General features: G+C 54.5%; 15 protein-coding genes. 4 read left to right on the top strand and 11 right to left on the bottom strand.

The window, feature by feature from the left end; genetic code table 11:
* Nucleotides 1–165: 165 nt before the first annotated feature.
* Nucleotides 166–1080 carry a hypothetical protein gene (locus RIB44_05160; protein MEQ8615962.1) on the bottom strand — a complete coding sequence of 305 codons (915 nt, stop codon included), beginning with the start codon at nt 1078–1080 and terminating at the stop codon, nt 166–168.
* Between the two features lie 325 nt (nt 1081–1405).
* Between RIB44_05160 and RIB44_05165 the strand changes: the two genes are divergently transcribed.
* Nucleotides 1406–3547 (top strand): TolC family protein, encoded by a 2142-nt coding sequence (locus RIB44_05165; protein MEQ8615963.1) that lies wholly within the window; start codon nt 1406–1408, stop codon nt 3545–3547.
* 116 nt (nt 3548–3663) lie between these two features.
* Here the strand turns inward: RIB44_05165 and RIB44_05170 are convergent, their stop codons facing one another.
* The 3 genes from RIB44_05170 to RIB44_05180 are packed head-to-tail and all read right to left on the bottom strand — an operon-like array spanning nt 3664 to nt 7459.
* Nucleotides 3664–6153 carry an efflux RND transporter periplasmic adaptor subunit gene (locus tag RIB44_05170; GenBank protein ID MEQ8615964.1) on the bottom strand — a complete coding sequence of 830 codons (2490 nt, stop codon included), beginning with the start codon at nt 6151–6153 and terminating at the stop codon, nt 3664–3666.
* Nucleotides 6154–6190: 37 nt separating this feature from the next.
* A complete protein-coding gene (locus RIB44_05175) occupies nt 6191–6757 on the bottom strand; it encodes a hypothetical protein (protein MEQ8615965.1) in 567 nt (188 codons plus the stop codon).
* A 51-nt stretch (nt 6758–6808) separates the two neighbouring features.
* The gene (locus RIB44_05180) at nt 6809–7459 is read right to left on the bottom strand and encodes a hypothetical protein (GenBank protein ID MEQ8615966.1); all 651 of its coding nucleotides are present in this window, start codon (nt 7457–7459) and stop codon (nt 6809–6811) included.
* Between the two features lie 874 nt (nt 7460–8333).
* Between RIB44_05180 and RIB44_05185 the strand changes: the two genes are divergently transcribed.
* Nucleotides 8334–9800 carry a porin gene (locus RIB44_05185; GenBank protein ID MEQ8615967.1) on the top strand — a complete coding sequence of 489 codons (1467 nt, stop codon included), beginning with the start codon at nt 8334–8336 and terminating at the stop codon, nt 9798–9800.
* Nucleotides 9801–9875: 75 nt separating this feature from the next.
* Here RIB44_05185 and RIB44_05190 read toward each other — a convergent pair whose 3' ends face one another.
* The 7 genes from RIB44_05190 to RIB44_05220 form a co-directional block, all read right to left on the bottom strand.
* Entirely contained in the window at nt 9876–10877 is a 1002-nt protein-coding gene (locus RIB44_05190; GenBank protein MEQ8615968.1) for an HAD family hydrolase, read from the bottom strand.
* A gap of 96 nt (nt 10878–10973) precedes the next feature.
* Nucleotides 10974–12542, bottom strand: coding sequence for an arylsulfatase (locus RIB44_05195; protein ID MEQ8615969.1), 1569 nt, complete (start codon nt 12540–12542; stop codon nt 10974–10976).
* Between the two features lie 62 nt (nt 12543–12604).
* On the bottom strand, nt 12605–13732 hold the full coding sequence (locus RIB44_05200) for an HlyD family secretion protein (protein ID MEQ8615970.1): 1128 nt from the start codon (nt 13730–13732) through the stop codon (nt 12605–12607).
* A 184-nt stretch (nt 13733–13916) separates the two neighbouring features.
* Nucleotides 13917–14246 (bottom strand): DUF3302 domain-containing protein, encoded by a 330-nt coding sequence (locus RIB44_05205; GenBank protein ID MEQ8615971.1) that lies wholly within the window; start codon nt 14244–14246, stop codon nt 13917–13919.
* Nucleotides 14247–14264: 18 nt separating this feature from the next.
* Nucleotides 14265–15695: a hypothetical protein gene (locus tag RIB44_05210; GenBank protein MEQ8615972.1), complete on the bottom strand. Its 1431-nt coding sequence runs from the start codon at nt 15693–15695 to the stop codon at nt 14265–14267.
* Between the two features lie 46 nt (nt 15696–15741).
* The gene (locus tag RIB44_05215) at nt 15742–16653 is read right to left on the bottom strand and encodes an SgcJ/EcaC family oxidoreductase (GenBank protein ID MEQ8615973.1); all 912 of its coding nucleotides are present in this window, start codon (nt 16651–16653) and stop codon (nt 15742–15744) included.
* 313 nt (nt 16654–16966) lie between these two features.
* Entirely contained in the window at nt 16967–17284 is a 318-nt protein-coding gene (locus RIB44_05220; protein MEQ8615974.1) for a DUF202 domain-containing protein, read from the bottom strand.
* A gap of 175 nt (nt 17285–17459) precedes the next feature.
* Between RIB44_05220 and RIB44_05225 the strand changes: the two genes are divergently transcribed.
* Nucleotides 17460–18086: a hypothetical protein gene (locus tag RIB44_05225; protein ID MEQ8615975.1), complete on the top strand. Its 627-nt coding sequence runs from the start codon at nt 17460–17462 to the stop codon at nt 18084–18086.
* A gap of 105 nt (nt 18087–18191) precedes the next feature.
* Nucleotides 18192–19688 (top strand): hypothetical protein, encoded by a 1497-nt coding sequence (locus RIB44_05230; protein ID MEQ8615976.1) that lies wholly within the window; start codon nt 18192–18194, stop codon nt 19686–19688.
* Nucleotides 19689–19692: the final 4 nt, after the last annotated feature.

The following is a 19692-nucleotide window of genomic DNA, read 5'->3' on the forward strand; positions in this document are numbered from 1 at the left end:
TCATAATCACCCGGTTCGAATCGGGCCTCTTTTCAGGCCATCAATCGGCAGAATTCAGAGCCTGGGGCTGGAATACCCGTCATTTTCGTCGTCCCAGGTGGGACTAACCCTTACGACTGGAACGCCGCAGGACGACTTCTACTTTCGTCCTTTCAAAGCGGCAGCCTATCTGAGAACACGAATCCAACTAAGAAACGCCACAAGTAGAATCAAGACTGCGCTCGGTTCCGGTACGGCATGGGTAGAAGAAGCTGAGGGACTTGGGCCGACACCGTAGTTGCTAGTCCAATTACTGAGGTCCATCGCTCCGTAGACATTCGCGGTGTTCTGCTGCCAGCTTAGAAAGTCCCCGCCCTCAACGTCGCCATTGCCGTCCAGGTCCCCCGGCGTCAGAACCGTCGCTTCAAGGCGAACATCGTCGAAATCAACTTCGATATCCGACAGCGGAAAGTCGGGATCAAGTTCGTTTAAGTTCACCAGCCTGATGCCCAAGTCGTTGCCGAGTTGCGGATGTTCAGCGCCGGTGACGAAGGTGATCGTGCTTGTCGCAAATTCACCGTCGTCGATCAAGCCGGCAAGCGAGTTATTGTCAGACTCAAGGTCCACTTCCACGCCACCAGGGTTGCGAGCGAACAGATCTATCCGGTATCCCGGGAAGCCTTCTAGCGGGAAGAACGACCCGTTCATGGCAGTTGCCGAGTCGATGTCGCCGACCTCAACTTGCAGTGTGTAGAGTGTATTCGGTTGCAACGTGTCGCTAAGAATCTGCTGCAGGCCGTACTCACCTTGGCCGTCGCTTCCTTGAAAATTGAAGGCAATAGCTACGCGTTGCCCCTCGGGTGCACCGGCGGGGAAGTTCGCGTAGACGCCCGGATTGGCAACCGGCTCCGGCTCGAAGGGAGTCAGCGTCCCAATGAAATACGTGCCACCGGCGCCGCCACCTGTAATGCCACTAGGGTCGTAAAGGTCCCAGCCGTTGAGCGGACCAAACGTAAACTCATTGAATGGTGACTCACCCGTGATGTCCTCGAACCCAGGGTTCAAGACGTTCAGAGGTACTGCTAGGCAGGGAGAACTCACGCTCAGCAGAAACAGCAACAGAGACGATCTCCTCAACGTTTTGATTGAGTCATTCACGTATTCTTGCTTTCAACACAGTTCACATGTATAGCTAGCATGTACTGAGCTACTCTAATTGTATCATCAAGTTCTGCTAGCTAATCCGGACATCGGCGAACTGAAAAGTAGCGACCTGCCATGGATCTTGCTTGAGGGATAGAGTCCTGAGCTAGATGCTAGCACCAATGCGCCTGGTTTAGCCTCCGCAAAATAGTCTGCCTAACCTGGACGCTTGAAATAACCGATATCCTTTCCCATGGGGGGGAACAACGACAAGAAGTGTCTCATGCTGCGCCTACGGTGTAGCCTTGCGCTATGCGCTGCCCTCATTTCGGGCTGCCGCTCTCCCTCCCAGATCGCCTTTTCCGAGCCCGGCTACCAGCCTTCGCAAGTCGCACCATCACATCCGTCGTCGGTGGAGCAATGTAGCTACGTTTCTTCAGAAACGCTTCCGCAACCTGCGAACGCTGAAGCTTCGCCTTTTGAGAGTCCTCCGCTAGCGAATCTTGAGTCGCTCTCGATTGACGAGGCTCTACAATTCGCCCTGCAGCACTCCGATATCGCTCGCTCCATTGATGACGATGAGGTCATTGTGGAGCAGGCTACCGGGTACGACGCACCGATCTCTCAGGAAGCGGTTCGAGAAGCACTAGCCGCGTTCGATACTAGTCTTGAGACGACGTTCGCCTGGAATCGATTCGAGGGGCCGCCCAACTCGTTCTTCGGACCGGGCATCGATCGTGAAGACCGTCGTGACGAAGCCACCTTTGCCACGGGACTGACGAAGCTCTGGCAACGGGGGACGCAGACGCGTGTCGGCTACAACCCGACACCCGGCTATCTCTTCTTCCCCGCGGGCTCCACCGGTTTTAACCCCACACATGTCGCGGCTTTCGAGATCGAAGTCCGTCAACCTGTGCTGCAAGGGGGTGGGCTGGAAGTAAACAGCGCGCCGATTTACGTGGCCCAACTGCAAGCGGATCAATCTGCCTGGGAATTTAAAGAAGCTCTCTTGGAGATGGTGCAGAACGTCGAGACCGCCTACTGGGAACTGTACGCCGCTCGCGTGGCACGCCAAGTGTTGGAAGAGCAGGCACCATTGATTGAAGAAGTAGTGCGTGTCGAAGAAGCCAACCTTGCCGTTGACCGATCCGTGAAAGCGGATCTGGCGAGGGCACGGTCGCAACTCTACCGGCTCCAACAACGGACGATCGAGGCTGATCGGACGATTCGCGAGCGTGAACTTCGTCTAGGTAGCCTGATCGGCCTCGGAGCCAACTGCCGCGTCTCGATTGAACTGTCGACTCCGCCTCCCACCGCTCCAATGTTCGTCGACAAACACGCTTCGATCCAGCGAGCGATCAACCAACAGCCGCTCTTGGTCCAGCGCAGAATTCGCGCCCGAATTCGCGAACTAGAAACGCGGGTCGCAAGCAACCAGTACTTGCCTCGATTTGAGTTACAGGCACTCTATCGGGCCAACGGTCTGGAAGACGATCTTGGGAACGCCCTGAAGATGATGGTCGAACAGGATTTCTACGATTGGCAGTTCGGGGCAGCTTTCTCGGTGCCACTGGGACGAAACGGCCCCCGTGCCCGTTTGCGTGCCGCAGAGTTACAGCTCGCGCGAGAGCAAGCCCAGCTTCGCGAACAGGTTCGTCTGACGGTGTTTCAGATCGACGAAATCCACACGCGAATCGAAGCGCTACATGCAGGCTATCGAGCCGCCAAGCAGCGTGAGAAACAAGCGAAGTTGTGGCTAGAAGGTGCCCAGATTCGCTACAAGAATCCACCGCCGGCGGGACGGAGCGTCAACTGGATGTTGGTGGCTCTCAACGATTTGCTTCTCGCGCTGCAAGAATCCTCCGATGCTGCCGAGGAACGAGCGCAGTTGTTGGCGGACTACAATGCGGAATTGGCGCGCCTGCAGCAAGTTGAGGGGAATCTGCTCAACAAATACAACGTCTGTCTGCAGGACGAGCCACTCAGCGAGGACCTCATCGAGCAGCTTCCGGCCATAGCCATTCCCAAGCAAGAGCCCAAGGTCGAGGAATTGGAGAAGGGGAAGGAAGGCAAACTTCAAGATCAAGACAACAGCGCATTCATGCGTGTGTCACCCGAGATCGTGTTCGAGGGAGCACCAGAGCCCCCGCAACAATCTGAACTCGAGTCCTTAGAATTGCTCCCTCAAGTGGGACCCCCCCAGGCGACTGCTCGAATTAGAGGTATCACACCTGTCGAAAACGGCGTTTCCGCTGACTGGACCGTTCTTCCACCGCTAGAAGAAATCCCAAGTGGAGAGGCCCCGACGCTGCAAACGCCCAAATCAGGTTTGGTTGATAATCCCTACTTCAGACCAAATGTCAGCACTGCGGTGCGTCCCGGAGAAGGGAACGAAAGTGGACCCCGCGATGTAAGTCGCCGCTAAGAGCACTGCTTAGGACCAACGGAAAAATAACTTCTCCATTGCCCCCTCGCCCCTATGGGGAGAGGGCAGGGTGAGGGGCTAAGAATACGGAAGTTGTTAATCCGTCGGTCCTTGGCTTACCACCACCAGAATTCCGTTCGGAGGTAACGCCTCGCCCGATCAAGTGCGATGCCCCCCACCGAGCGCTGCTTGCCGTAGATGCGTGCGTAGCCGGTCATCCCCGAGAGCAGTTGGGCGTCTTCCTGGTTGAGTTTGCAATAGACGATCACCTTGCCAGGCACGACGGTATTGGGAACCGTCGGGGCAGCGGAAGCCGTGGGCGTGGTTTCCATTTTCGCCGCCGGTGCTGTCCGCACGACTTCCGTTTCAAAGGTGCGCATCGGCATGCTTCGCGCGCGAAGTTCTACGCGTTGGCCGGGCATGACTTTCAAAACATCAGACTCGGAAATGGCAATCTCGGTGGCCATGTCGGCAAGGTCCTCGATAATGCACACCACGGTTCCCGTTGGTACATACTTGCCGTTCAATTCGTGCATGTGAGGTGTGGTCACGATGCCATCGACGGGGCTGCGCAAGACGATCCGGCTCTTGAGATGCTCAAGGTACTTCAGTTCCTCGGTGAGCCGCGCGAGGCGTGCTCTCTCAGCCTCTGCTTCTTCAGGATGTCCACCAGCTTCGAGGAGCGTGAGCTTCGATCGCTCGTCGGCAAGCTCCTTCTCACGACGTGCTAACTCAGCTTCCGCTTCGACGGTTCCCTTGGCCACCCGAGAACGCATCTTCGCGTGGGCGAAGTCGTGCTTCAGAGTTGAGATGCGCAGCTTCGTCTTTTCGCTGAGGAGCTGTTCTCCCGATAGGGCCTGCTGCTGGTGCAACTTCTCAGAATGGGCGAGTGAAAGCTCTCCGAACTCGACCTCGGCTTCGTGCTGCAGGATTTCGTGTTTGATTTGGATGATCTCCTCGTCGTAGGAGGCCTTAGCGCTTTTAAGATCTTGCTTCCCCAAAGCAACCCAGTTCTCAACACGCTTGACTCGCAACCTCTGCTCAGCGACTTCTTCGGGGCGAGGGCCGACTTCGAGACGGCGTAGATTGGCTTTGGATTCGCGTATCTCCGCGTGCTTCTTCGTCAGGTTGACTTCGAGGTCGGGGATTTCAATGCGGGCAATAATATCGCCAGCGTTAACGCGGCTCCCTTCGGAGACGATAATCTCCTTTAGGAACCCTGCCTCCAGCGCGTTGACTTCAATGTGGGTCGTTGGTCGAACCGAGAAATTTCCAGACACCCGATCTTGCATCGGCACAAGGCTGGCAACGACAGGAATGCCGAGGAGCACGAGTAACCAAACCAACGCCCTACCTCTACGTTTTGCGAACATTTTTGTCATCTCCCCGGCGGACAAACCGCGTAATAAATTCTTGCCGATGACTAACGGCATCAACACTGCCACGAAGATTCCGATGGGTCCAAGCTGCACACTGCTTAAGCTGTGCAACTTGATCAGTCCGTAAACCATGCCCCAGAGAATCGTGGCGATAAACAGCCAGCTTGCCATTCCATAATAAAACAAAAATCGACCATGAGGCTCAGGTTTCGGACGTCTCCCGCCCCAGAGAAGCCAACGAACGGTCTGCATGAATCGTTTCCGGCCACGGTCGAAGAGATTCGGTAGCCGCATGGCGTCGCTGAGCAGGTAGTACCCATCTAGCTTAATCAGCGGATTGAAATTAAAGAAACTCCGCCCCCCACAGATGGTTGCGGCCATCCAAGCGAAGTAGTTCAAGGAAGTTTCAGGGGCTGAGGCCCGCCAAACGAGGGTGGCGACAGCCCAAATCACCAGATCAGAGTAGCCACCTGCCGCTCCCACCCACAAACGTTTTCGCCGCTCACGGAACAACCAAGCGTCGGAAACATTGCAGTAAAAACAGGGCATAAAGAACAGCGCCAAGAAACCAATCTCGTGGACTTCTCCGCCATAGTGCTTGCAGGTGAGCCCATGAGCGAATTCATGAATCAGCGTCACAAAGAAGATCAGCACCCACACCAGGGCGATCGTCTTCCAGGTGATTGCCTCCGGGAACGAGCTGATCCAGTGGGCACGGTTGACATAAGCGGTTGCCGCGGCGAAAAGCATCAGTGCGATACTGAAAACCACAAAGCCTTGTGTCCACAGAAAACGCACCTTGGGCTCGAGCCACGTTAAGATCGGATCCGGATCGAAGAACGGGATTCGCCAATTCAGCAGTGTTTGGTCACTCGCTTGGCTTCTTTTGGCTTTCTTGTGGGGAGTCGGAGTGACCGCTTCCGAATCCTTCCCCACGACGGGGTCTTGAAGTAGTCCGCGACGGCCGGCGAGATCGACAAATTCTTTGACATCTTTCGCTGACACCGATTCTTTGAATCGTGTCTCGAACGCTTCTCGAATAGCAGCCCCGTCATGCTCACCGTCTAATAGCGAGAAGAGATAATGCTCGTGTTCGCCGACGTGAAAGAATTTTCCCGAGTCGGGGTCCTTAACAACATAGTTCCCGGGGGATGAGTCTTCTCGAATGACAAGAGTCGACCGCAATCGAGGACGAACTTCAGGTTGCCGCAACGTCGAGGAAGGCATGATGGCGATTTACCTGACTGAGCAATAGCTCCTTGGCCTACTCGTCATCAACTTTCGCGAAGGTCTGAACCGGTTTCCGCAGCAAGATTTCCTTGCTTTCTTCTTCGGTCAGTATGTAGGCAAAATAAGGCTTGCCAAGTTCCAGGCAGCGAGCCGCACGGTGATTGCCGTCAATCAACACATGGGCATGGATCTCCTCACCATCATCGGCATGACAGAAGACATGAGAGATGATGCCAGGCTTTGTCGGGTCGACATGAGAAACGTGGTCTCGATCGATGCGACTATTCTCGACGCTGAGCCGCACGCTTTCTTCTTCGACCTCAACAGGCTCGCGTCCGTCCTGCACCATTTCCATGGCGAGCTCCACATCGAAGATAAAGTTCTTTCCCCAGTATTTATAAGTTGCGTCGCGGTTTTTCTTGCGACGACAGCACTCAGGGACCTTTTGCTTTTTCTTGGACTTCGAACTCTTCAAAGCTGATTTCTTTGCCTTCGACATGGGCACGGCCTCGTTAAAACGTCGCAAACTTGAGAAAAGAAAAACTGAGATGAGAATAAATCCGGCGCTGGAAAGCAGTTGCTCTCCAGCGCCGGTCGACATCAATCATCACTTCACAATCAGATGTGAAGTTGCAGCCGGGTAGCGCCTCCCTCAGCTACTACCACCTTTGCCGCCACTGCTTCCACCACGGCGGCCTCCGCTGCTTCCACCCTTACGGCCACCGCTGCTGCCGCCTTTGCGACCGCCGCTGCTGCCGCCCTTACGACCGCCGCTGCTTCCACCCTTACGGCCACCGCTGCTGCCGCCTTTGCGACCGCCGCTGCTTCCACCCTTGCGACCACCGCTGCTGCCGCCTTTGCGACCGCCGCTGCTTCCACCCTTGCGACCACCGCTGCTTCCGCCCTTACGGCCACCACTGCTGCCGCCTTTGCGACCGCCGCTGCTTCCACCCTTACGACCACCACTGCTGCCGCCCTTGCGACCGCCGCTGCTACCGCCCTTACGGCCACCGCTGCTTCCACCCTTGCGACCACCGCTGCTGCCGCCTTTGCGGCCGCCACTGCTGCCGCCCTTGCGACCACCGCTACTTCCACCCTTGCGGCCACCGCTACTGCCGCCCTTACGGCCACCGCTGCTGCCTCCCTTGCCGCCGCTGCTACCTCCTCGGCCACCACTGCTTCCGCCTTTTCCGCCGCTGCCCGATCCGCCTTTGCCACCACTGCCGCTACCGCCGCCGTGATGCCCGCCCCACTTGCTTGGCGCAATTCGCTCCTCCAAGCGTGTAATTTTAAATCTACCCATTTGAGTTACTCCTATTATGAAGAGTCTTTTGTTCGCGCCGAGTTGCGAACTCTGCCCAGCTGACTATTCTCACCTTGCCAAATTGGCGCATCAAGCATATTTAACCCGATTAGTACAAATTCCCTAATATCCGCACTGGTTGGCACTTAGGAATCAGGCTTGGGGCGGAGAATGCCCGTTGGTTTGCTCGGACAAGGGCAACTAGATGATCGCGGCGGCCGTCAACGCCTTAGGTCAAGCCATAGGGAGGATCCCGGAAGATCCGGAATCTGGACTCGACTGACGGCAATAGGTCGTGAGAAGCTTCAGAGCGTTCGTTCATCATGCTTCAGTTGTCAGTAGGTAGCGCTCTCGACTGTACGAAATGAAGAACAATCGCTTTCGGGACCATTCAAAATCGGTGCCCGAGTCAAGCCGAAGAGAGTCTGGAGACCAGTAAGCGGACGAAGAGGGATTCGAACCCCCGGTACCTTGCGAGCACGCCGGTTTTCAAAACCGAGAATTGAATAGGGCAATTGATATGCACTTGTTGGACATTTGCGTTTCAGTAAGGCCAAGAATCGTTTTGTGTGAGCGAAGGGTAGGGCGATTGATCACTCTTGGGATGGTAATTACATGGCCCCGTTTCTGTCAGAAATCTGTCAGATTTAACTTGGGTGTCGCACACGGTATGACACTGCAAGAGCAAAAGGGTTTCGTCAAAGATGCCGTTGCTCCATTGCCTCCTCGGAGGCCTGCTAGCACTCTCGGCAAGATCATGCCTACCACCGTTTCCCCTGTAGGGATGAAGCAGGATTTACCGATAAGGAAAAGGAGGTTCCTGCGCGCTTCGTGCGTACCCTATCCTTTTCTTTCTCGACTCGAACCTTCATAGATGGATCCGCTTTGCAATTACTGGCGCTCGAAGTTCGCGCTGGTTCTTGCGAGCCTGCAGCTTTGCATCTTGCTTGCCGTTTGGTTCCGAGCCCAAGCGCGGGCTTCAGAGTTCCCGCACTCATTGACAGCAATTCTGGACTCAGAGGTCTTTCAAGAGTTCCCCTCGGAGCCTCATCCAGCAAGCGGTGAGTCAGCACTCATTAGTGATCCGGTAGTCTCGCACGCTTGCCACACGAGCCCGTTCGCTGGGAACACTTTTCAGACTCACGTGGTTGGAGTTGGATACGAAGAAGGTTTCGTTATTGCTGCTCCAGGGCCGATGAATCTTCGAGCCAGTGACTCGCCTTATTTGTTAAGGCTGAACGGTTGGGGTCAGTTGCGTCACACGGTGCTTGATTCACAAGGGGCCAATCCGGATGTCAATCAGTTTCAACTGAAGCGAGCTCGATTGGTATTCTCTGGCCACGCCTACACGCCGGATTTTGCCTATTACGTCCAGTTGGATGGACGCAGCAGCAGCGGCGACGATGTGCGGTTGCTAGATTACTTTTTGACCTACGACATTGGGCGTCATCTTTGGGAACGTGATCAGGGCACGCTAGTATTTAAAACGGGACAATACAAGATGCCATTTACGATGGCGCGATCGCTGTCAGGGCGAGAATTCGAGTTCTCTGATCGTGCAATGGCGAGCACCTTCTTCGACGTGAATCGCAGTTTAGCTTGGGGATTGGCCGGACAACAGAATCAGGCGGTGGTGCCTTGGAATTGGGAGGTAGCCGTCTTTAACGGGTTAGTGACCGGAGGTGCCGAGACCGGTAGTAGTGGGACCTTGGATGACAACTTCGCCTATTCAGGTCGCATCGTTGCCTTCCCGATCGGGGAATGGGGACTTGGTGCACTGGCAGATTTCGACCAGCATGAGCAACTGGCGGTGCGCTCGGGGCTGGCATTTGCGACTACCACGATCGACTCAAGTGGCACGACGGAGTTCAGCAGCCTGAGGGTGGTTGACTCGGGAGCGACGCTTGCTTCGCTCTTGCCGGCGTCGGCAACCCAATACACCGTCAATCTCTATTCAATCGATACGTCGTTCAAGTGGCGAGGTTGGTCGACGACCTTCGAATACTACTTCCGGAACGTGGGGCAAATCAATGATCCAACCATTGATCGCCTCTTCGATCATGGATTCTGGCTTCAATTGGGAAAATTCGTTGTCCCCAGGAAACTTCAACTGCTCACCCGTTGGTCGCGGGTCGAGGGCGACTCGGGCACGTTGGGGCTGGCGAATCAAAGTTCCGAAGAGATTTCGGGGGGCTTGGTTTGGTACTTTCGCGAGCAGCATGCTAAGTTCACAGCGGACATGACTTATCTGGATGGTGCTCCCATCCGCTCATCAGCCCTCGACATTTCCCCGGGTGACGTCGGCTGGCTGTTTCGTTCGCAGATACAATTCGCGTTTTAGCGGACTTTGATGAGAACTTCAGTGATGGGTTCTCGATTGAATGATGCCCAGAGCTAGGGGCAGAGAGTCGTTATACTAGGGGGCCTTGTTCTCGGGCGGGAAGATGCGCTTCCAATCACGCTGCATATCCACAACATGCCAACCTCGGCTTTGGGCTTCGTCGAGTCCGCGATCTAGCTTTCCGACGTGGGACTGTCGGTCGTATGCCCATTCGCGCTCAGCGTCCGTGTGATGTACAATCATCCCGAATCGAGATCCACTGCCAGCGGTCGTCCACTCGAGCATCTGAAAGTCGCCGTCCGAGTTGCCGAAAGCCATCAGTGGCCGCCTGCCAATATGGTCTTGGATACCAATCGGTTTCCCTTCTTTGTCATCAATAAAGTTGAGTTCAGGTAGACGGACGATGGCGGGTTTTCCATCGCGAAGCTCATATCTAGTCTTGACGCTGCTTCCAACAACTTGCTCGGGAGGAATCCCATAAACGCGTTCTGTCCAAGGGCGCATGAACTCTATACCGCCGCCGGAAACGATGAAGGTTTTAAAGCCATTCGCTCTTAGGTAGTCGAGTAGTTCCAGCATCGGCTGGTAAACCATTTCCGTGTAGAGTCGGCCTGTCTTCGGATGACGAGCGGTCGTTACCCAATCGATAACCACCTGATCGAACTCTTCCGAGGTCAGCCCTGCGTGCGTCGCCATCACCAATTCAACGAGGCTTTTCTTGCCACCGGCTGCGACCTTTTGCAAGTCACCGTTCAAGACGGACGCATAAGGCTCCTCGGTTTTCCATTCGGGATGCTTAGGCGTCAGGGCTTTGATGCGGTCAACGATAAAGAATGCCTGAAAATACATCGGTTGCTCCGCCCACAGGCAGCCGTCGTTGTCGAAGACGGCAATCCGTTCTGCAGCTGGGACGTAATCATCGGAGCCTTCGTCGGCTACCGTGCTAACGAAGGCAATGATACTCTGCTTCACTGGCCCGTCGTTCCAGGAAGGGAGTGGCTCTGATGCCGATAGCGAGGAAACCTTGAAGACTAATACGAGAAAGGCGGCGGTAAGCTTGTTTGTGCTTTGCTTCATCGTTAGAGATTCCAAATTTTGAGCCGTTGAAATGAGACCGTCCGCCTCCCCGAGCGGGGAGGCGGACGGTGCGAGTTGCAAGCTTCTCTAGAAAAGCTATTTCGAACCGACGCCAGCTTTGATCTGCTCGATAACTTTATCGAGGTTGAACGATCCTGGGGTCTGGCTGGGCGGATACTCTTGCATGCTCTTAAGGAACTTGCCAGCCACGTCTTGCATGGGGACAAGCACAAAGACGCGGTCGATGTACCAATCCCAATACGTGTTGGAGTTCTCCTGGGCTTTCTCAAAGGGGTCGCGACGCAGATTAAACAAGTAGGGGATGCGGAGTTGCACGAATGGCTCCTGCCAAACCCCAAGCTGCACGCCACGGTTGGCGAGGAAGACCGCCTTCCACGGACCGAGACGAATCGCGACGATTTGCCCCTCGTCGTTCACGTACATGAACTCTTTGCGCGGAGAGTCCTTCGTTTTGCCCATCAGATAGTCAAGCTGGTTGTAGCCGTCGATCATGTTCCGATACTTGCGACCGATCAGCTCCGTTCCAGCAGCCAGTTTCTCCTTAATCTTCGGTTCGCCAGCGGCGGCTGCGAAGGTGGGCAGCCAATCTTCATGGGCGACGATCCCGTTGAGCGTTACATCTTCAAGGAACTTCCCTGGCCAACGCACAAACGTTGGCACGCGGTAGGCACCCTCCCAGTTGCTGTTTTTTTCACCTCGGAACGGTGTTGTTCCTGCGTCAGGCCAAGTATTAAAGTGCGGACCATTGTCGGTTGAGTATTGCACGATGGTGTTCTCTGCGATGCCTAGCTCGTCAAGCAGGTCAAGCAACTCGCCAACGTGCATGTCGTGTTCCACCATGCCATCGTGGTACTCATCGCCGTCTTTGCCGGAAATGCCGCGGTGCTCCTCTTTGACGTGAGTGCGAAAGTGCATTCGCGTTCCGTTCCACCAGCAGAAGAAAGGCTTGCCCGCTTCGTGCTGTCGCTTGATGAAGTCCTTAGCGGCAGCGACCGTTTCGTCATCGACGGTTTCCATTCGCTTCTTCGTCAAAGCGCCAGTGTCTTCGATCTTCTGGGTGCCATCGGGCATCGCGTACGAGCGGATGACGCCGCGCGGGCCGTATCTCTCGCCGAACTTTTTGCCACTGGGTAGGACGAGATCGGTGGGATAGTCTTCATTCTCCGGCTCTTCTTCAGCATTAAGGTGGTAGAGGTTCCCGAAGAATTCGTCGAAGCCGTGGTTCGTTGGGAGGTGTTCGTCGAGATCGCCCTGGTGGTTCTTCCCGAATTGTCCCGTGGCGTAGCCTTGTTCTTTCATGACGGCAGCTATGCAGACATCGGTTTCTTGCCAACCTTCCTTGGCACCAGGCATGCCGACCTTGGTCATGCCCGTTCGAACAGGGACATTCCCGCCCAGGAATGCTGCGCGACCCGCAGTGCACGACTGCTGAGCATAGTAGTCCGTAAAGGCGATCCCTTCTTTGGCAATCCGATCGATGTTGGGAGTCTTGTAGCCCATCATGCCACGGTTGTTGTGACTAATATTCCAAGTCCCGATGTCATCGCCCCAAATTACGAGAATATTGGGTTTGTCGGCAGCGTGAGTCGCAGTCGCCACAAGAGCGAGAGCAACAGAAGCGAGTAAACAGAGCCTCTTAATCATGACAGTTACCTCCGAAAGTAAATTAGAAAGAAGTGTTAAACCAGGTTTCGACGTGACTCGTGTTAGAACAAGTATTTGAGCCAACTCTGCATCCGCACTACGAACATCACCGGAATGCCAGCAATGGGGACGTGATTCGTATAGATTGCAGCCAAACCGTTTGAGCCCGCGGGCAATCGCAAGTCTTCGGCTTCGTCGATCTGGATACGCACTGCGAACTTCGACGGCTTTGCAGGGCCTAGGTCTTCGGGCAAATCGCCAGTAGCAAGCAGTTGTCCAGCTCCCGAGATGTCAATGAGTGTCAAGACTCTCCCCCTGAAGACCTCTCCGGGATATCCATTCAGGACCACTTCTGCGTAATGACCAGGCTCAATCAACAAGTAATTCTTTTGATCAATCAAAGCGACAACAACGCCACGTTCGTCTTTCTGGGAGTCTCGAACGAAACTCATGACCGAACCGGCTCCAGGACCGCCCACAAGCATTCCTTCTTGCAGTTGCAGGTTGGTGACAAACCCATTGCCGGGGGCAAGAACGGTGGTCTGCTGCAAATCGTACTTAGCGCTCTCTAGCGAAGCTTGGGCTTGGGATAACTTCGCATTGGCAAGTTCCACCGAAAGCAGCGACTGTTTCTCCGTTGCTTTGGCTTGCTCTAAGGTGGTGACAGCTTGTTGGTAGCGGGTGATTGTCTGCTCAAGTTTTTCTTCAGTTGTTGCTCCACTGGGCAGAAGCTTTTCCTGTCGTTCGCGTTCGCGTGTCATGAATTCCAAGTCAGATTGGGCACGCCTGATTCCCGCCTGAGCGATTTCAATGCTCGACTGAGCGACGCCAACACTCTGCTCGGCTTCCTTCACGGTAGCTTCCAGGCGGTCAACTGTTTTTCGATAGGGTACGGGATCGACCTCGAACAATACATCACCCGCAGAAACAGGTACGTTTGGTTGAACGGCTATTTTGACAACCCGCCCAGCCTGCTTCATCTGTGGAATGACGGGCACGACTTTTTGAAAGACGCGAACATCGCTGGAGAGCGGATGGTAGTACTGAGCACAGAACAAGAGGGCGAGTATCAGCGCTGGACCCACGGATCCAGCGACAACAGCAATCGGCAGAGAAAACCGTAAGAGCTTTAGCTTGTCGAATACCAACCACAGTACAAGGCAGTAGGCACCTCCCAGGAGCCACATCATGATGTGCTCTCCTTTGTTGACGCCGTCGCAAGTTTCGTTAGTCTCTTCTCAATCCGCCTGATTCTCTCTCGAATACCGCTCGATGCCGACGCGTAGCTCTCGTCCTCCGACGCTACTGAGTCTTCGGCAGCGTTTAACTTGCGATACAAGTAGAACACGTAAACACAGGTAAGTAGAGCGACGATCAAGAACGGGGCACCTTTTGCTGATTCTCCAACCTGTCGATGGTGGCTTCCAAGCTACTCAATGCTTCCTCAATCTCGTGACTGTTCGCAGTCTGATACTTCCAGAATGCCCATGCGAAGGCAACCACCCAGAGGATGCCTGTTGGCAACCCGAGCCAACCACAAGCGTTGACTGCTGCGGTTTGCGGATGATTTCGTGCCGCAGCAATCCGTCCCGGAAGGGACGCGAGCAAGATCGCAACAGCGATGCCTACCAACAGCATCGCAAACAACACGAGCAAAGCGATGACGTGCAGAGTTGGCCCGATAGAAATGAATGGATAATCCATGAAATACGCCCCACCAAACTACTCTTGCGTTGTGTCGCTCTCTGCTTGCTCTTCGGGAAGCCGTACCATTAGCCAATTCTGTGTCTGATCGGCACCGAAATGAACCAAAGCAGTCGACTCTTCTTGGGTGAGATTGTAGATGGTAGTTTCCATCACGACTTCCGTATTTTTATCGTCGGCGAATTTCCAAGCAGCACGCTGGCTTTCCCGATCAACCTTGCCTTCCAGGGGCCGTCCTTCATCGGTGGCATCGTTGTAGAAAGTTCCTGCGATAATCCCTTCCTTGGAAACGGCCAATTGGATGAGCATGCCGTTATCGATGCCATCTTGCTCAGCGATCGCAAAGACGCCTAACGGCATCCACTCGATCTGTTCAGATTCGACTTCCGCAGGGATGCTTGCTGCGATTGTCTCGGCTTGTTGGTAATACTCCTCTGTGGTCGCCACCTGTTGTTCGTTCACATAGACATAATTGTCTCGGTAGACGACATCGGTCCCGTAGTCGTACACCACGGGAGTCGACCAACTCCAGGCAAACCAACCACCAACGGCCGCCCAACTACCGTGACGCCAATACCAACTTCCCGGATACCGTCCCCAGCCACGATGCCAACGCCATGCGGGAAGCGTTGTCGGGTAACGCCCCCACCAGTTGCGAGTAAAGGGACGACGATCAATGTTGGACCAATGATTGCGAATGGAGTTGAAGTTGCGATCACGATTGATGTTTACCCGATTATTACTACCGACATTGATGTCAGGTCTTCTGCCAATATCAGGACGTTTACTGAAATCGGGCCGATTACCAAGATTCGGGCGATTCCCGAGATTAGGTCGATCACCCCCGCCAGGTCGGTTGCCGACTCCCGGTCGGTTGCCGGCTCCGGGACGATTGCCCGACCCCGGCCTGCCGACATTCCCTGGGAGCGTCGTCGGTCGGTTTATTCCACCGGGCAAATCAAGGAAATCTCCCAGATCACCAGGCGATGGCCTGCCTGAAAGTCCGGGTCGATTGCCCCCAGTTCCTGGTCGATTAAGATTCGGTCGATTGATGCTAGGTCGGTTCGTGGCCGGACGATTCAGATTAGGACGATTTAAGTCGGGCCGATTCGTATTAGGCCGGGTTAAATTGGGCCGATTGAAATTGGGGTTCGTATTAGGCCTCGTCACATTAGGTCGAGTGACGCTGGGCCTGTTGAGACTCGGATTATTGATGTTTGGTCTCGCGACACTTGGTCGGCTCACGTTAGGCCGATTACCGACGGCTCCTCCATAATTGGGCCGCGCGACAGCAGGTCGGCTCATGGAGGGTGTACGAGCACCCCCGCCCCCAAAGTTCCCGCGGGCAACTCCTCGCCCGCCCCCGCCTCGACCACGTCCCCAAGCCTCGGTGGTTAGCATTGGTAACGTTGCCGAAAGAACGACGATCGAAAGTAGCAAGCGTTGCATGGTTTTTCTTCCAATACGGGGTCGATTTCCTTCGATGAATGCGGCACTACTCTGCTATTCGAGAAAGCGTGACTGACTCGATACTTGGCATGAGTTGGCCGTCAACCTGTCGTCCGATGGACCGAAATCGAAAAGAGTTCTCATCGACCTTCTCGTAGATATTCGTGGCAGAGCCACGACGGCCATCGGGAAGCACACTCAGCGTGCGGACCACCCAGCGGCTTTCTTCTTGCGACCAACTGCCGACACCGAATCCACCGTCAGAATCAAAAATCCACGAGCGAATTGATTTCCTATGAGGGTCCCAGCCGACAACTTGAGTGCCTTCAAAATCAACTTGGTCGCCTTCGATAACCTTAAAGCTATGGACCAAAAAGTTTTGGTTGGTTGTCCAGCGGCAGTTGTTTTCGATCACTGAGTCACCGCTACTCTCCTTCCAACTGCCAATCATCCATTCCATGCTGGCAAGGTGCTGGTGGTGAGATTTCGGTTCGTCGGGAGGGGCTTGCTCACTGATGCTATCGATTTTCCATCCCGTCGGGGACTTCAGATGGATTGCCTCGTACATCGTCTCGACAGGTTCCTGTTCAGGAGTAACGATCCTGGCCAATCCGGTTTCAACGGCCACGTTCGGGGACAGAAAAGTGAGCTGCGTTTCGAGAAGTTCGAGCTTCACATCTTTCTTGCTCTGGAAGTATTCCGCGAAATCGGCCTCAATCGCTTTGCGTCCCTGTAGTGTCTTGCCATCGGCTGTGACGAACTCTCCCCCTTTGTTCCAGTGGGCCGCTAGTGATTTCGCATCGCCACTGTTGAAGACCTTTACGTACGAGTCGATCGACTGACGGATTGCCTGTTCTGCAGGGCTCGGCTCCTCAGGCGATGAATCCTGAGCAAAAGTCATTAATGCGTTGCCGAAAAAGAGGCACAGCAGAGTCGTAACCGCAGAGAAACGTGTCATGACGCTCATGCTCCCAGATAACTCCAAAGTAATTGGAAATTGATTGGGTGCAGTTCGGAATGCGAGCTGCTACTTATGCTTTTTGCAAAGATAAGCCTAATTTGCCGAAGTGATCTTGCAGGGTCGCTGAGGCCTCGCAAAAGGTTCACTTCTTTGTCCCGAAAGAAGACTTGTCCCGTAAGTCTAGCGGTTGGCCCTACGCACTCCAAGCATTTTCTGGTGCGAATACGCAGATTCTTCAAGTGTTTGTAGGTCGCCTTCGATGTGCCGAAGGAGCCGCTGCACACATCGTGTGCGATCAACGATTGGTGATTCACGACTCTGTTTTCTCCATCATGCGACTCAACCTGCGAAACCGATAGCCACCCAACAAAAACAGGGCAATGCCCAGAGCGAGTAATGTCCAGCCAATGGCTGCATAGAAAGCTCGGTCCCCATATAGAGTAAAGAGTGTCGCACCGGTTGCCCCAAGCATGATCGCTGTGCGGGTGTAGGCCAGTAGGGTGCGCTCGTTGGCCAATTTCGTCCGCTCGAGTGCCAACAGGTCTCGTTCGGAGCGAACGAATCTTTCGGTTGCTGAGCTCTGCATACGCTTCCCCACCATCGAATCGTCACCGTTTTCGGTTTCCATCAAGAGGTTAAGCTCAGCCTGTGCGAATGCCAAGCCGTCATGCGTAGTTAATTCTCGCCTGGGGCTCATGGCGACCGTTTGGAATTACTTGAAGAGTGAATTCGAGCAGATTAGCCTAAGGGTTTGAATTTTAGTCACGTAGTCAACAGCCAGGTACTTGCCGGAGAAACTGAATATGACAAGAGTTGCACTCTCTCGTGGAGCCTGGCTCTCTCTATGGGCCATCGTAGCCGTTTCGTTATCTGCGAAGATCGGCCTTTCTGCAGATGAGCAGACAACGGGGAGTGTGCGCAAGTACGACCCGAAGAATGAAACGTTCGTCCCAGTGAAGTCACAGGACATCAAGCCTGGAAAAATCTACAGTCACTATAGCCCTAGCCGTGGTCGCTATGTGTGGGCCTACGCCAAGCAAGGGGGCGGTTTTTCGTACCCACTAGGGCCCGGTTCGACAGAACTCCCCGACAACTTTGACCTGATAGCAACAAAGAGTGAAATCAAGGCGCTCTTAGGGCAAGCGGCAGGGAGTTGGCTCAGTGCAAGCCGCCAAGAGGGCGTTGATATCTACGTAAGATTGGATACCGATGATCGATGGAGGGTGTTTCGTGGACGAAGTCTCCGATCGCACTACGATTTAGATACCAAGCGGCGATGGGAATGGCATGGAACGCGTCAGGTCGCGGTCAGGCATATCCATGGATATCTTTGGGATTACGAAGGTCAGCAGTACCAAGCAGTCAATGCTAGTTATTCTTCACCTTCCTGGTATCATTTCGGCTGCAACGGTCCGTGTGGATTTAAGTGACAACTGATGCGAGTGACTGTGAGAAACGTTTCTCACGGGAAAACGCTTTTTGTTCGAGTTCCTGTTTAGGGACAATCGAGTCACACTTCTCTTTGTCGTGGTCTTATGCCTCGAAATACTCAAGACGGGGTCTGCAAGATGCTGAAATTTGGTAATCACTTCGTTTTCCTGTGCGCCATCCTTGCATCGCTCGCGAATGCTTTACCAGCGGCAGCACAAATCGAGCAACTTGCCAGGCGTGTGCCAAGCTCGGCTAATGCGCTGATCGTGATCAATGCACGATCGGCCTACAATAGCCCGCTCGCGGAAGCGCGAAACTGGAATCAGTCTGCTGTCGTTTCCAAGCGAGATGGCATGGTCGAACTGCCATCGCGCGCGAATCAAATTCTTATGGCAGCAGAGTTCGACTATGAGTTCGTTCAGCCACTTTGGGAAGTTGCGGTCGCCTCGGCCACTGAGCTTCCGCCGATGCGTGACCTTGCAAGTCGCAGCGGCGCTCAACTGGACCGCATCGCTGCCTCGCAGGTTTTTGAGCGAACCAATGACAGCGTCGTGGCCAAGTTGGGTACGAAAATCATCGGTGCCTGGGCCCCTGCCAACCGTCAACAGGTGTCGCGCTGGCTCAGGGAGTCGCATCGCCGAAAGCAGCCGGATCTTTCCGAGTACCTGACTGATGCCATTACGAAGGCGACTGACGAGACGAACCACATCGTTCTCGCGTTAGACTTGCAAGGTCTCCTCGATCCGGCAGAAGTTGCTAAGACGCTGGCAAAGCGGGATGACCTTCCGACAGATGAAGGCGGCGCAGATAGCCTTGCCACAGTTGTTGCTAGCCTGCGCGGTGCGCGACTTGTGGTGCAACTTAAGGATCCAGCTCAAGGAAGCCTTACGCTCGACTTCGAACATGAAACAGAAAGCCTCACAGGCTTCGCCAAGCCCATGCTCCTAGAGGCTTTGTCGAAAAACGGATTGAATATCGATGACATTCAAGCATGGAAAGTCCGCTCAATCGAGAAGTCGATCGTTCTTGAGGGAGAAGTTTCTCCTGCTGGGCTGAGACGAATCCTCTCCGTATTGACGAGCCCTGTCGGCCCTCTCACGAAGAAGCCCTCAGAAGATAGTATTGCTAGCGGAATCTCTGTAGATGCCTCGCAGGAATACTTCCAAGCCATCGTCAATTATTTGAATGATCTGTTCTTCAGCGATCAGAAGCCCCGCAGCCTCCATGAAGTCAAAGTATGGATCGAACGATACGCTCACAAGATCGAGGATCTTGATACCTATCAAGTGGATCCCGATCTGGTCGACTTCGGACAACAAGCGGTGGGTTCTCTGCGCGAGATTCTCAGCGTCATTAACCGCGCCCAAACGCGTAGCGACTTGCGTGAGTCGACCATAGATATTGGAGGGCAACGGCGGTACGGCCGCTATGGTGCCTACGGATACTATGAAAAAGCAGGGGCGACGCGCGATCGACAATTGATTCAGGCTGATGAGGCTAGCCGGGGTCTTGGGGCGGCTGGGACAATCGTCGAAGAGTTGCGGAGTCTTTCTTCCCAAACACGCAATGAGATGACAGCTCGCTACAATCGTCAGTTTTAGGTGA

Source organism: Lacipirellulaceae bacterium (assembly GCA_040218535.1).
In the GTDB taxonomy this organism is placed as follows: Bacteria; Planctomycetota; Planctomycetia; order Pirellulales; family Lacipirellulaceae; genus Adhaeretor.